Raw genomic sequence first — 13,287 nt, forward strand, 5'->3', positions numbered from 1 at the left:
TGAATGCACCCTTGATCCTGGATGGCCGTCTGGCTGCCAGGATCTTTTTTTTGTCTGATTTTCAGTGATCTGAAGGCTTAGAGCGACAAGCCCTTCGGGACCCGCTTTTCGAGCATGGCCATGTGTTCCGGATTGGCCTCAATGACCTTCCGGGTGTTGAGGTCGAAGGTGACCGCAACGGCTTCTGACGTGCAATAGGCTTCACCCGTATCCGGATTCAGCATCCAGTGGACCAGGCTGTGGACCTTGGGCTGAACCGTGCCAAGCCCGGTGCGGACTTCAATTACATCGCCCACACGTGGCCAGCTGCGATAGCGCAGGCGGTATTCGAGAACGGCTGCGCCAGAGCGGACCTCTTCGCCGGATGCAGCAGAGGCTGCGGCCACTTCATCGCGCCAGGCAGCCAGCAGATTCGGGACGCTGTCGGACACACGACCGATAAAGTTCTCAGGCATCATCCGGCCATGACTGTCGCAATGCGTCATGCGCACGGCGCCGCGCCCGATGACCGGGATACCAAGTGCTTCGGCGTGTTCAATGCGTGTTTCCGTATCCGGGAGGGGCGCTTTGTTCTGATCAATCGAGCGCGGCGCTGTATGAGCGGGCTGTTCGACGCGCAGACGCTCAAATGCGGCGAGCGTTGACTGCTTCCAGCCAAATGGCTTTCCGGTCTTTGATTCCACATGGCGCACCCATGTCCGGAAGGACGCGGCTGTTTCCCCGCTGACGGCGTGTTTCAGCTCCTGATAAACGAGGACTGCGTCGTCCGTTACATCCAGAATCCCGCCCTCCATATAGATCGGGCGCCCCGGATGAACTTCCTTCATGAAGCGAATATGCTGGTCGTAGGGGAGGAGGGTGGAGGTATTGCCGGGCCGGAAGGCCTGTCGAAGGTCCAGAGAATGGGCCAGGATGGCGAGGCCTTCCATCTGTTTTGCGACATAGAAGCGGACATTCATATGCCCCATCTCGTCGCATTCCCAGGTGTTCACACTGCCTCGGTAAAGCTCGATCATGTTCTCCCCCTCATGATCTGATCAGGTGTTCAGGCGGCGCAGCTCGCGCACTTTCCGTGAACCTCAATCACACTGGATGTGCGTTCGAAATTGGCGTCTGCGAGCTCCTGATCGAGCATTGCGTGCGTTTTGTCTGCATGTAGTTCGAACACGCGATGGCAATTGTCGCAGATCAGGAAGACCGCCATGTGCTTGTGTCCCCAATGGCCACAGGCAACATATGCGTTCAGACTCTCGATCTTGTGTGCCAGCCCCATTTCCAGCAGAAATTCGAGCGCGCGATAGACCGTGGGAGGCTTTGCCGCGCCTTCACCATCCAGTTTCTGCAAGAGATCATAGGCTTTTGCTGGTTCTTTGTGTTCCAGCATCAGCTCCAGCACCTTACGGCGGATCTTGGTCAGTCTCGCGCCTTTGGATTCGCAAACCGCCTCGGCTTCCGCCATGGCTGCATCGATGTCCGTAGGTGCACAATCCAGATGTGAGTCGGTCATGGATTGTTTTTCGCAGGAATGGCCGTCAAAGCCAATAGCGCGGTCGCTTCAGGGACGACAAAAGCGACCGATGCAAGCAGATATTGAGACCCGCTCAGCGTTTGGCGATCAGCCAGACAGCGTGAACAAGAGCGGGGATGTAGAAGAAGATCACCAGCAGCAGGTTCAGCCAGAACTCACCGCGAAATCCGTACATGAAGAAAACGGCGAGGGGCGGAAAGAGAACAGCCAGCAGGATCAGAATAATCTTGCTCGCAGTTCCGTCACGCGCTTCGGTGCGACCCGAGCGATAGTCGTAACTGTCATACCCATCATGGTAGCGAGCGTTCATTTTATTGCCTTTCGTTTATTAATTATCGAAAAACAATATATACGTTCTCAGCCTGGATTGCAAGAGGTGGTTTTACGCGGATGTCTGACTCACGGGAGCTGACAGCTTTCGCATGATCGCATTAAAGCCGGTCATCAGCGTGCCGCCCTGGCTGAGTGTGCCGCGAATGAAGGCCATCCGGCCGGTTTCCTTGACCAGTTCAACATCGGCAATCAGCGGCTCGCCCGGTGCAGAGTTGGCATAATACTGCAAAGAGAGGTCGACCGTGACGCATCCACCAGCCGGCAGCGTGTTCTCAACGACCAGAGGCAGCCCCAGGCAGAGTTCAGCAAAAGCGGCCTGAAAGGCACCGTGTACACCGCCAAGGGGATTGCTGTGTTTGTCCGGGTTCGCCAGAAAGCGGGCTTGCGCTTTGCCTTTTCCGACACGGCGATACTGGATGGGACCGATCAGGGCCGCAAAGCCCTTGCCGTCTTCATTTGGCTGAGTCCAGCGCCATTCCGGCGCATGTTCGGCGTTAAGAGAGAGGGAATCGATCATGGTCTGGCTCGCGTCACGAAGAGATAGTCGCGTGCTCGCTAGCTTTCCCTTGCGAGAGCTGCAAGGTCTCAGACCCGTATTTCAGGAAATTCTTCCGGATTATGGAAGTTTAAGCGGTACCGGCCAGAAAGAGGTCACTCAATACTGGCCGGATACCAATCTTTAGCTGAAGAGTGCGTCGATATCGTCTTGCGATGCTTCTTCGCTGTCTTCACCTGCATTATCGAACATCGCGTCGATGTCGTCCTGATTGGCATCGCCATCATCAGACGCGAACATGGCGTCGATATCGGCCTGTGCTGTTTCAGGGCCGCCAATGGCCGGGCCATTCAGCAGCAGATCGTGAGCGCGTTTTTCCTGCTCCGTCATTTCGACCGGAGATTCGTGCTCAATACCCATGACAGATGCGAACTTCGTGATCCGATCTTCAATCTGGCGCAGGGTGCCGACAACTTTTGAAACACGTTGGCCTGTCAGATCCTGGAAGGAGCAGGCCTCAATGATCACCAGCATACGATCCTGAACTTCGGTCGCGAAATTCTCGGTCGTGTCCGGATCCATCGCCAGAATGTCTTCTGCCGTCTGCATGATTTTTTCGGTCGCGACTTCTGTGTCGTTTACGATTGCTTCCAGCTCTTCGCCCGCTCTCGGAAGGCGGTTTTGCTGGATATCGCTTGGACGCAGATCGCCGATTTCATCACGAGCTTTCTGTATGAAGCCCGCAATATCGCGAAATTCGTCTTTGATCGATGTGTCCAGCGCCGTGAAGAAGCTTTCCATCGCACCTGTCAGGTGTTGAGAAAGTTCCAGCACTTCGACAAGCTGTCGCTCCCGCACGTTGCGGCTTTTTAGATTGTCTATGGCCTCTTTGACCTTTAGCGCAGCGTTTTGTGCGGACATGTTACTATTCCTTACGTTTGGTCCCCGACCCCAGCAATCTTACTCGTGATTGCGGTTGCTGGTGTCTGACGTTACCCACAGGACGTCTCCACCAGCGCTAGATGACCAGCCCTTAGAAGTCGCCGATAACGGCAGAGATCTTGGACTTGAGCGTTGCAGCGTTGAACGGCTTCACAATGTAGTTGTTCACGCCTGCACGTTTTGCCGCCACAACGTTTTCCGTTTTGGATTCGGCGGTCACCATGATGAAGGGGGTTGGCTTCAGTTTATCGTCCGCACGGACTTCACGAAGCAGTTCGTAACCCGTCATGGGTTCCATGTTCCAGTCAGAGATGACCAGCCCATACTTTTTTTCGCGCATTTTTTCGAGCGCTTCCTGCCCGTCTGCAGCATCATCCACATTTTCGAAGCCAAGTTGCTTCAAAAGATTGCGAATAATACGGATCATGGTCTTGTAGTCATCTACGACAAGGACCGGCATCGACAAATCAACAGCCATATTTTTACCCCAGGATCATCCATTTTTGTTCTAGGTCTGGGATAAGGACTAGCGGATTAGCACAAAGAAACGGTAAACCGCGTCGATCAGATTTTTAACACGGAGCCAGAACGTGACTGAATACACCGGAAAATTCTACGAAGATCTCGAAATCGGCATGTCTCATGAGACTGTTCATACGATTACAGAGGAAGCGATTGAGGCATTTGCTGCGGTTTCCGGCGACCGTAATCCTCTGCATATGGACGAAGAATATGCCAAAACGACCATCTTCAAGGGCCGGATCGCACACGGCGCTCTGACGGCCTCTTATATTTCTGGCATTCTCGGAAATGATCTGCCGGGACCCGGCGCTATTTTCACGGATCTGGACTTGCAGTTCAAACGCCCGGTGCGTATTGGCGACGAAGTGACAGCCCGCGCAGAAGTTGCCGAGAAAATCGACAAGGGCAGTCGCGTGTCTCTCAAAGTGGTCTGCAAAGTCAAAGGCAAGGCCGTCGTTGAGGGAGTTGCAAAGGTTGTGGCGCCGCGCCGAAAGGACTGATCTGATCCATGTCGATCATATTCGACTATAAGAACGTACCTGAAGCGCAGCGCGGGGCGAGCGTTGCGCTTGGGAATTTTGACGGTGTTCATGCAGGACACCGGGCGGTCATCGATCTCGCAAAGCAGGTTTCGGACGCGCGCGGTGTGCCGCTCGCCGCACTGATCTTTGAACCGCCGCCGCGTCGTTACTTCCAACCGGACAGCCCGCCATTTCGAATCATGCGGCCTGAACAGCGCCGGGAGGCGCTCAAGACGATCGGCGTCGATATTGTTTATGAGCTGCCATTCAACAAAGAACTGGCGAGCATGTCGCCGAGAGCGTTTGTTGAGCAGGTTCTGGTCAAGGGTCTTGGACTGGCACATCTTGCCGTCGGTTTTGATTTCCGGTTTGGCAAAGGCCGCGAAGGCGACACGGACACACTCAGACAGCTGGGTGAAGAGTTCGGCTTTACGGTCTCTGTCATGGATGCGGTAAAAGCGGACTCTGAAAAAATATCGTCCACCGCGATTCGGACCTATCTTCAGGAAGGTCAGCCAGAACACGCTGCGCATTTATTGGGCCATTACTGGACCGCCGACGGTGTGGTTGAACAGGGCGAACAGCGCGGCCGTACGATTTCGTTTCCAACAGCCAATCTGCGCATCGGCAATCTGATCCAGCCCATGTTCGGTGTTTATGCCGTCTGGGCAAAGGTCGAGGGCGACGACGTCTGGCGTCCGGGTGTCGCCAATTTTGGTCGAACACCGACGACCGGCGAGCGCGAACCGCTTCTGGAAGTGCATTTCTTTGATTTCGATCAGGATATTTACGGCAAGCATCTCGATGTGGCCTTCGTCCATTTCCTGCGCGCAGAGAAAAAGTTCGACAGCTTCGAAGCGCTGACCACGCAGATCGCAACCGACGCATCAGATGCGCGTGAGCGTCTTGGTTCTGCACCACAGAAAGAATTGCCAGCTGTTATTGCTGACTTCCTATGATACGCCTTTCATGAAATTATGAAGGGTGCGCATGCAATTGCACTCGCTATACCGTGGGGGTATGGCAGTATGCGCAGGCTGTTAACCAAGGGGATTCCAAATGCTTCGTTCTGTTCTTGCTGCTTCCGTTCTGGCCGTTATGCCGATGGCGGCGATGGCTCAAAACTCAATCGATGATGATTCACGTATCATTCGTCAGATCACGCTCGCTGACCTGGAAGAGGTCGTGACCGATCTCGGCCATACGATTGATTCGACGGGTGTCGTGGGTGATGTGTCTGTGCGCGCGCAGGACAGCAATGGCCTCGTTTATATTCTCGAAGGCACAGCATGCGGCGAGACCGGTCGTTGCTATGGTGTGAACATGCAGGTTCGCTATACGGTCGATACGCCGGATTATGTTGCGATCAATGATGCGAATGTGAAGCGCGCAGCTGTCAGCGTCTGGCATAGCGGCTCAACGCTGGGCATCTCCCGCTATCTCATTCTTGATGGCGGCATGCAGATGGAAAATCTGGGCGTGAACGTCCGCAATCTTCTGGCGATTGCACCTTATGCGATGGAAGTCGCAACCGGACAGGCTGTCGAAGAGTAGTCGGCAGACGCTTCAGAGACGCTTCCTGCGTGACAAGGCCGTGGCGCTCTGCTAACCGAAGCGCCATGAGCCGAACCGCTTTCATAGACGTCAATCGAATTAGCGGCCCGGCCGTACGCTGACAGTCAGCTACGGTCGGGATATTTGTTTTTGCACCCTCTTTGAAAAACACTTTTGTCTGCTGATCAGGAAGACGATCTACAAATGGCTGAGCAGGACGTGAACCAGACACCCGAAAACGACAATAGCGCCCGCGACTATCGCGAAACGCTGTTTCTGCCGAAAACCGATTTCCCAATGCGCGCGGGCCTTCCGAAGGCCGAGCCGAAATGGATTGAGAAATGGGATGAAATGGCGCTTTACGAGCGCCTGCGGGCAAAAAGCAAAGACCGCCCGAAATTCGTTTATCATGACGGACCGCCTTACGCGAATGGAGACATTCACCTCGGCACCGCCATGAACAAGACGCTGAAAGACATTGTCTGTCGCTCTCACCAGATGCTTGGCTATGATGCGGGTTTCATTCCCGGTTGGGACTGCCACGGCCTTCCGATCGAGTGGAAAGTCGAGGAACAGTTCCGCGCCAAGGGCAAAACCAAGGAGCAGGTCTCCGGTTCTGAGTTCCGCGAAGCCTGCCGTGATTATGCAGCGCACTGGATCGATGTTCAGCGCGAGCAGTTCCGACGCATAGGCGTTCAGGCCGAATGGTTTGAACAGGATGGAGACCCGAACACCGGTCCTTATCTGACCATGCGCTATGAGAGCGAAGCGAAGATCGTTTCAGAATTCCTGCGCATTGCCATGTCCGGTCTGATGTATCGCGGCATGAAACCGATCATGTGGTCTCCGGTCGAGCAGACCGCCCTGGCGGAAGCCGAAGTCGAGTATCACGATCGCAAGGCGACCACGATCTGGGTGAAGTTCCAGGTGGCTGAAGGCGGTCCGGAAGATGCATCGGTCATCATCTGGACAACGACGCCATGGACCATTCCTGCAAACCAGGCCGTGAGCTTCAGTTCTAAGATTTCTTACGGGCTTTATGAAGCCACAGCCGTTGCTTCAGAAGAAGAGCTCGGCTTCCAGCCATGGGTCGCGCCGGGTGACAAGATCCTCGTTGCTGACGCGCTGGCAGAAAGTGTTTTCAAAGCCGCAAAAGCAACCGAGTGGAAAAAGCTGGAAACAGTTGATCCGACAGGTTGGAAGCTGAAGCACCCATTTCATGGTGCGGACTGGGCCGAAGGGTATTGGGATCAGCCTATCCCGATGCTGAACGGCGACCATGTCACCGATGATGCCGGTACCGGTTTTGTGCACACAGCACCGGCCCATGGTGAGGATGACTATCTCGTCTATCTGAACAATGGCCACACCGCGAAAGACATTCGCGACATCGTTGATGAGAATGGCTGCTATCGTGATTTCGTCCCTCGTTTTGCCGGGCTCGATATCATTCGGACCTCCGGCAAGAAGCGCGGTCAGGATGGCAAGGCGGGCGCAGAAGTCCTGAAAGCCCTGATGGAGCAATCCGGATTGCTGGCGCGCGGCATGACAAGTCTGCGTGATGCGCACTCCTGGCGTTCAAAGGCGCCGGTTATTCGTCGCGCGACGCCGCAATGGTTCATTGCGATGGACAAGGCCGATGAGGCCGGCAAGACGCTTCGTCAGAAAGCCCTTGAAGGCATTGAGCAGACACAGTTCGTGCCGGCTGCGGGCAAGAACCGCATCCGTTCCATGGTCGAGGGACGCCCGGACTGGCTGATCTCTCGCCAGCGCAACTGGGGCGTTCCGCTGACCCTGTTTGTGAATGCCGAAGGCGAGCCGCATACGGTTCTGCAAATGGCATCGTCCATCAATGACCGTATTCTGGAAACCATCCGGGAAGGCGGCGTGGACGCGTGGTTCACCACGCCGAAGGAAGACCTGCTCGGCGAGGATGCCAATCCGGACGAATGGGAAAAAGTCACGGACGTTCTCGATGTCTGGTTCGATTCCGGTACGACGCACGCCTTCTGTCTGCGTGAGCGCGGTGTCATCGATGATGAGACCGGTCAGGCTGACGTGTATCTGGAAGGCTCTGACCAGCACCGTGGCTGGTTCCAGTCGAGCCTGCTGGAATGCTGTGCAACGCGTGGCATGGCACCTTACAAGACTGTCGTGACGCACGGCTTCATCGTTGACGGGGAGGGACGCAAAATGTCCAAATCTCTCGGCAATACGGTGAACCCGCTGGAAGTCGCGGAAAAGAACGGCATCGAGATCCTGCGCCTGTGGACGGCAACGTCAGACTTCACAGAGGATCTTCGTATTTCGGACGAGATCCTGAAAGCGAATGTCGAGAGTTATCGCCGCCTCCGTAACACCTTCCGCTACCTGCTGGGCGCGCTTGAAGGCTTCACCGTGCGCGAACATGTCGGCCGAAGCGATATGCCGGGTCTGGAGCAGTGGGTGCTGCACCGCGTCGCTGAAATCGACAAGATCGTTGAGACGGCCTACCGGAACTTTGACTATAAGAAGATCATGTCCACGCTGATCAATTTCTGCGGTGTGGATCTGTCGGCGGTTTATTTCGACATCCGGAAAGACAGTCTGTACTGCGACCCGTGGAGCGAAACGCGCCGCCGTTCGGTCCGCACCGTCATGGACATTCTGCTGCAGCGTCTTTGTGTCTGGCTCGCGCCAATCATGCCGTTCACGACGGAAGAAGCCTTCCAGCAAAGCCGCTTTGCTGACGAGGTCGACAGTGTGCATCTGATGCAATTCCCGGAAACACCGGCTGACTGGAAAGATGATGCGCTCGCTGAAAAGTGGGCGAAGATCTTCAAGGTCCGCCGCGTTGTCACCGGTGCGCTGGAGATTGAGCGTCGCGAGAAAACGATTGGCTCATCGCTTGAGGCCGCTCCGATCGTACACATTGAAGACTCTGCGTTACGCGATGCCTTTGACGGGGAAAGCCCGGAAGACATCTTCATCACATCGGATGCCATTCTGACCGATGCGCCATCACCGGGCGTTGCGTTCCGCCTGGAAGACATTGCTGGCGTCGCTGTCGTTGTCGGCAAGGCAGAAGGGCGCAAATGCGCACGCAGCTGGAAATACTTCAATCCGGCAGATGCCGATCCGGATTTTCCGGACATCACGCCACGCGATGCAGATGCTGTTCGCGAATGGGATGCGACACATAATGGCTAAATCGACGATACCGGCTCGCGCCATCTGGGCGCTGACCATCATTCTGGTCGTGTTTGTGGTGGATCAACTCACCAAGCACCTGATTTTGCGGGCCGATGTCTTCAATGCCTATGAGTGTCTGGCGCGCACGGGGCCATGTGGCCATGTCGAACTGTCCAGCATCATGGATCTGTCTATGGTCTGGAACCGTGGTTTCAGCTTCGGGATCGCACAGTCTGAAGGCTGGGGGCGCTGGGCGCTGTTTGTCCTTCAGCTTGCTGTCGGCGGTCTTTTCTTTGCATGGCTGCTTAAGGCGAAGCATCGCATCACGGCGCTTTCACTCGCGCTCGTTGTTGGCGGTGCGCTTGGCAATCTTGTCGACCGTTTCCGATTCGGCGCGGTTGTGGATTTCTTCAATTTCTCGGGTCCCTGGTTCGGGATCGAGTTTGACCTTCCGCAGGCTTTACGCTGGGTCGAAGGTATTTTTACCGCCAGTTGGGACCTTGATGGACGCCTCGGACTGGGCTTTCCCTATGTCTTCAATATTGCCGACGCTGCGATTACAGTGGGGGCAATCTTGCTTCTGGTGGACCAATTCTTACTCCATCGTCATGAATAGGCGGCTGGAAGCTTTGAAAAAAGCGCGCTAAGGCTATGAAGAGCTATGAGTAAAAAGGCAGGTATCATGAATTCTAGGGCGTTTGCGCTGTGTAGCGTTGCCATCGCTGCAGTAGCGGTCACCGGATGCAACACGCTTGGCAATGCGGCTGGCATTCGTAAGAAGACACCGGACGAATTCAACGTCGTCACGAAAGCGCCGCTGGTCGTGCCGCCGGAATTCGCATTGCGCCCACCGGCTACCGGTGCAGAGCTGCCGCGCGAACTGGATCCAAGCTCCCGCGGACGTACCATTCTGTTCGGTCGCGACACAGGTCAGACAGCGTCTGCTGGCGAAATGGCACTCGTTGCTGCCGCCGGTGCAACCGCAACGGACGCAACCATCCGTACGCGCGTTGATTACGAAGATGCCGAAATCGTCCGCAAGAATGGCGGTTTTGTCAGCCAGATCATGAACTTCGTACCGCTCAGCAATTCCGAGACGGACGCTGAAGGCAACCCGCTGGACGCTGACGAGGAAGCAACACGCCTTGAACAGATCAACTCGGTCAATGCTGCGACAGGTGGCGAGCCGGTTGTGATCGAGCGCGGCAAAGGCGGCTATAAGCTCCCTGGTACTTAAACACAGTTGATCTGCAAAATTCGGGGAGTCCCAATGCGATCCATTCGTTTCATGGCCCTCGCAGGGGCCCTCCTGCTGTCCACCGCCATACCGGCGGTTCCTGCCCTCGCATCAGAGGCGAGTGAGGAATGGGCGCCGGAAACCTTCATGCTGGACAATGGTATGGAGGTGATTGTGCTTCCGGACCACCGCGCACCTGTCGTCACCCATATGGTCTGGTACAAGGTCGGTGCGGCAGATGAACTGCCAGGCAAGTCCGGCATTGCGCACTTTTTTGAACACCTGATGTTCAAGGCGACAGACGATATTCCTGCCGGTGAATTCTCCAAAATCGTGGCCCGGAATGGTGGCCAGGACAATGCGTTCACCAGCTGGGACTACACCGCCTACTTCCAGCGCGTCGCGAAAGACCGTCTGGAAACCATGATGCGGATGGAAGCAGACCGCATGACGGACCTGCTTCTGACCGATGATCAGGTGCTGCCAGAGCGCGATGTCGTGAAGGAAGAGCGTCGTCAGCGCATTGAAAACGATCCGGGCGCGATCCTGTTCGAAATGACGATGGAATCGCTCTACAAGGATCACCCTTACGGCATTCCGGTTATCGGCCATATGGACGAAGTCGCAGCCCTGACGCGCGAGGACGCCGTTCAGTTCTATGGCGAATGGTACGGGCCTGAAAATGCGATCCTCATCGTTGCAGGTGACATCACCGCCGAGGAACTTCGCCCATTGGCTGAAGACATCTATGGCGCGATTGCCCCGAAAGGCGATCTGACCAAGCGTGTCTGGCCACAGGTTCAGCCGCTCGAAGAATCGCAGACCCTTACGCACACAGACCCGAAGGTTCGTCAGGAAGACTGGGGCCGTTACTGGCAGGGCACCTCCTACAGCCTGCCGGATGCCGGCATTGATCCATACGCGCTGGACCTCGCTGCGCAGATCCTTGGCGGCGGCCGCACCAGCCGTCTCTATCAGACACTGGCCGAAGAGCAGAAAGTTGCGGTGGATGCCTATGCCTGGAGCTGGACGACGTTAAAAGCGGGCGGTCCGTTCGCGCTTGGTGTGTCTCCGGCACGTGGTGTTGATCTGGATGAAGTCGGAAAAGCAGCTCAGGCGGTTCTGGATGATTTCATCGAAACCGGGCCAACAGAAGAAGAACTGGCACGGGCCAAGTCCAACCTTGTGGCAAGTTCGATCTTTGAGCGAGACAGTCAGGCCTCCATGGCCCGTCTCTATGGCGCGTCACGGGCGCGCGGCGAGTCGCTTGAAAGCATTATGAACTGGAATGATGTGATGGAGACCGTCACCGCTGAACAGGTGCGTGAGGTGCTGGCCAAATATGTGAAGGGCCAGCCATCGATCACAACGAAACTGCTTGAGCCGGAGAGCTAAGATGAAAACAGGGCTTCTAGCAGGCGTTTCCTGCCTCTTGCTGTTGGGTGCATGTGCAACCACCACCACCGATGCGCCGGTTGCGGAAACAAGCGCAACGTCGCAAACGGCTGCACCGGCAAAGAAAAAGGAAGAAACCGGACTTTCCAATATTCAGAAAGTTGTCACTGAAGACGGCGTTTCTGCCTGGCTTGTCAGCGAACATTCCATTCCGATTGTGGCGCTGGAAATGGCGTGGAAGAGCGGTGAAGTGAATGATCCGGCAGGCAAGGAAGGTGCGTCTCAGCTCATGGTCTACATGATGAATGAGGGCGCCGGGGATCTGGACAGCAAAGCCTATGCAACGCGCATGGAAGAGCTGAACATGACGTTCGGCTGTTCGACCGGCAAAGACTGGACGAGCTGCTCCATGTACACGCTTTCGGAAAACTTCGAAGACGCCATGGATATGGTGCGTCTTGGTTTGTCGGAAACGCGCTTCGATGAGGCACCGTTTGCACGGGCCGTCGAAGAAACCCAGATCGCTGTGAAACGCTCTGAAACCCAGCTGGGGACGATTGCCGCGCGCGCGCTGATGGAAGAGCTCTATCCGGAAGCGCATCCTTATACGCGGTATGAGACAGCAGACAGCGTCAATGCTGTGACCATTGAAGACGCCATCGCCCGCCGCGACGCCATTATGACCAAGGACAAAATGGTCGTGACGGCTGTCGGCGACATCACGCCGGAACAATTGAAAGCCGTCATGGAAGACACATTCTCTGTGCTTCCTGAAACCGGTGAGACAACAGATGTCGCTGACGTCATGTTCAAGCCGGCGCTGGAAAAGCCAATTCTGAAGGAACTGGAACAACCCCAAACGCTCGTGGTGTTCTCGGCGCCCGGACTGATGCGCGATGATCCGGACTTTTTCGCAGCTTATGTGACGAACTACATTCTTGGCGGCGGCGGTTTCTCCGCGCGTCTGATGGATGAGATCCGCGAAAAGCAGGGGCTGACCTACGGTATTTATACCAGCCTCTCGACCATGGAGCATCTGGGCAGCTGGGCGGGTTCAGCGCAGACGATGAATGAAAAGGCCGGCGAGCTGATCGCACGGACAAAGGTCGAGCTCTATAAAATGGCAACCGAAGGTCCAACTCAGAAAGAACTGGACGATGCCAAGGCCTATATCACCGGTGCTTATCCGCTGAGTTTCGACACCAATACGAAGATTGCCTCACAAATGATGGGCATTCGACAGTTTGATCTCGGCATGGATTACATCGCGACGCGTAATGACAAGATCAACGACGTCACGCTGGAAGATGTAAAGCGCGTGGCTGCGTCTTATCTGAAACCGGAAAACTTCACCTTCGTGACCGTTGGACAGCCTGTGGGCATGTCTCAGATTGACGGAATGGTTGAGGCATATCTGGCTGGCGAGGACTATGAGCCGGTCCCGCTCGATTCAAACGAGAACGAGATTGATTAGACCGCTTGCCAATTTTTGAGTTGTCACTCAAGCTTCGTGGCGCGTTTCATACGGAACGCGCCACTTTTCTATTGGGGGCATAAAATGGGTAGTTCTTATTCGGGCTCTGGCGCT

14 protein-coding genes are annotated in these 13,287 nt (G+C 55.6%); 8 read left to right on the top strand and 6 right to left on the bottom strand.

The genetic code is table 11. From position 1 onward, the window contains the following. Nucleotides 1–77 precede the first annotated feature (77 nt). From ACFQDM_RS03575 to ACFQDM_RS03600, 6 genes are all read right to left on the bottom strand, one after another. A complete protein-coding gene (locus ACFQDM_RS03575) occupies nucleotides 78–1,016 on the bottom strand; it encodes a thioesterase family protein (protein ID WP_377375582.1) in 939 nt (312 codons plus the stop codon). A gap of 29 nt (nucleotides 1,017–1,045) precedes the next feature. After that, on the bottom strand, nucleotides 1,046–1,507 hold the full coding sequence (locus ACFQDM_RS03580) for a transcriptional repressor (RefSeq protein ID WP_377375584.1): 462 nt from the start codon (nucleotides 1,505–1,507) through the stop codon (nucleotides 1,046–1,048). 94 nt (nucleotides 1,508–1,601) lie between these two features. Then, nucleotides 1,602–1,838, bottom strand: coding sequence for a YqaE/Pmp3 family membrane protein (locus ACFQDM_RS03585; RefSeq protein ID WP_377375587.1), 237 nt, complete (start codon nucleotides 1,836–1,838; stop codon nucleotides 1,602–1,604). 72 nt (nucleotides 1,839–1,910) lie between these two features. Continuing rightward, nucleotides 1,911–2,378: a PaaI family thioesterase gene (locus ACFQDM_RS03590; RefSeq protein ID WP_377375590.1), complete on the bottom strand. Its 468-nt coding sequence runs from the start codon at nucleotides 2,376–2,378 to the stop codon at nucleotides 1,911–1,913. A 162-nt stretch (nucleotides 2,379–2,540) separates the two neighbouring features. Next, entirely contained in the window at nucleotides 2,541–3,278 is a 738-nt protein-coding gene (locus ACFQDM_RS03595; protein ID WP_377375592.1) for a protein phosphatase CheZ, read from the bottom strand. A 112-nt stretch (nucleotides 3,279–3,390) separates the two neighbouring features. Next, nucleotides 3,391–3,777: a response regulator gene (locus ACFQDM_RS03600; protein WP_377375595.1), complete on the bottom strand. Its 387-nt coding sequence runs from the start codon at nucleotides 3,775–3,777 to the stop codon at nucleotides 3,391–3,393. Between the two features lie 112 nt (nucleotides 3,778–3,889). Between ACFQDM_RS03600 and ACFQDM_RS03605 the strand changes: the two genes are divergently transcribed. From ACFQDM_RS03605 to ACFQDM_RS03640, 8 genes are all read left to right on the top strand, one after another. Next, nucleotides 3,890–4,321: a MaoC family dehydratase gene (locus ACFQDM_RS03605; RefSeq protein ID WP_377375598.1), complete on the top strand. Its 432-nt coding sequence runs from the start codon at nucleotides 3,890–3,892 to the stop codon at nucleotides 4,319–4,321. Between the two features lie 8 nt (nucleotides 4,322–4,329). Further along, a complete protein-coding gene (locus ACFQDM_RS03610) occupies nucleotides 4,330–5,301 on the top strand; it encodes a bifunctional riboflavin kinase/FAD synthetase (RefSeq protein ID WP_377375601.1) in 972 nt (323 codons plus the stop codon). Between the two features lie 100 nt (nucleotides 5,302–5,401). Next, nucleotides 5,402–5,896: a YbjN domain-containing protein gene (locus tag ACFQDM_RS03615; protein WP_377375604.1), complete on the top strand. Its 495-nt coding sequence runs from the start codon at nucleotides 5,402–5,404 to the stop codon at nucleotides 5,894–5,896. A gap of 174 nt (nucleotides 5,897–6,070) precedes the next feature. Then, nucleotides 6,071–9,085 (top strand): isoleucine--tRNA ligase, encoded by a 3,015-nt coding sequence (gene ileS, locus ACFQDM_RS03620; RefSeq protein WP_377375607.1) that lies wholly within the window; start codon nucleotides 6,071–6,073, stop codon nucleotides 9,083–9,085. Next, on the top strand, nucleotides 9,078–9,683 hold the full coding sequence (gene lspA / locus ACFQDM_RS03625) for a signal peptidase II (protein WP_377375610.1): 606 nt from the start codon (nucleotides 9,078–9,080) through the stop codon (nucleotides 9,681–9,683). Before ileS ends, lspA begins: the two co-directional genes overlap by 8 nt. Before the next feature lie 45 nt (nucleotides 9,684–9,728). Continuing rightward, entirely contained in the window at nucleotides 9,729–10,304 is a 576-nt protein-coding gene (locus ACFQDM_RS03630; RefSeq protein WP_377375613.1) for a DUF3035 domain-containing protein, read from the top strand. Between the two features lie 33 nt (nucleotides 10,305–10,337). After that, a complete protein-coding gene (locus tag ACFQDM_RS03635; protein WP_377375616.1) occupies nucleotides 10,338–11,699 on the top strand; it encodes a M16 family metallopeptidase in 1,362 nt (453 codons plus the stop codon). A gap of 1 nt (nucleotide 11,700) precedes the next feature. Then, the gene (locus ACFQDM_RS03640) at nucleotides 11,701–13,173 is read left to right on the top strand and encodes a M16 family metallopeptidase (protein WP_377375619.1); all 1,473 of its coding nucleotides are present in this window, start codon (nucleotides 11,701–11,703) and stop codon (nucleotides 13,171–13,173) included. The last annotated feature ends 114 nt before the right edge of the window (nucleotides 13,174–13,287 follow it).

Origin of the sequence: Ponticaulis profundi, assembly GCF_042659465.1 — a bacterium.
Lineage (GTDB): Bacteria > Pseudomonadota > Alphaproteobacteria > Caulobacterales > Hyphomonadaceae > Ponticaulis > Ponticaulis profundi.

Bases quoted from the DNA above. Each gene is read 5' to 3' on its own strand.
- ACFQDM_RS03575 (WP_377375582.1), bottom strand. From the start codon at position 1,016: ATGATCGAGCTTTACCGAGGCAGTGTGAACACCTGGGAATGCGACGAG.
- ACFQDM_RS03580 (WP_377375584.1), bottom strand. From the start codon at position 1,507: ATGACCGACTCACATCTGGATTGTGCACCTACGGACATCGATGCAGCC.
- ACFQDM_RS03585 (WP_377375587.1), bottom strand. From the start codon at position 1,838: ATGAACGCTCGCTACCATGATGGGTATGACAGTTACGACTATCGCTCG.
- ACFQDM_RS03590 (WP_377375590.1), bottom strand. From the start codon at position 2,378: ATGATCGATTCCCTCTCTCTTAACGCCGAACATGCGCCGGAATGGCGC.
- ACFQDM_RS03595 (WP_377375592.1), bottom strand. From the start codon at position 3,278: ATGTCCGCACAAAACGCTGCGCTAAAGGTCAAAGAGGCCATAGACAAT.
- ACFQDM_RS03600 (WP_377375595.1), bottom strand. From the start codon at position 3,777: ATGGCTGTTGATTTGTCGATGCCGGTCCTTGTCGTAGATGACTACAAG.
- ACFQDM_RS03610 (WP_377375601.1), top strand. From the start codon at position 4,330: ATGTCGATCATATTCGACTATAAGAACGTACCTGAAGCGCAGCGCGGG.
- ACFQDM_RS03615 (WP_377375604.1), top strand. From the start codon at position 5,402: ATGCTTCGTTCTGTTCTTGCTGCTTCCGTTCTGGCCGTTATGCCGATG.
- lspA (WP_377375610.1), top strand. From the start codon at position 9,078: ATGGCTAAATCGACGATACCGGCTCGCGCCATCTGGGCGCTGACCATC.
- ACFQDM_RS03630 (WP_377375613.1), top strand. From the start codon at position 9,729: ATGAGTAAAAAGGCAGGTATCATGAATTCTAGGGCGTTTGCGCTGTGT.
- ACFQDM_RS03635 (WP_377375616.1), top strand. From the start codon at position 10,338: ATGCGATCCATTCGTTTCATGGCCCTCGCAGGGGCCCTCCTGCTGTCC.
- ACFQDM_RS03640 (WP_377375619.1), top strand. From the start codon at position 11,701: ATGAAAACAGGGCTTCTAGCAGGCGTTTCCTGCCTCTTGCTGTTGGGT.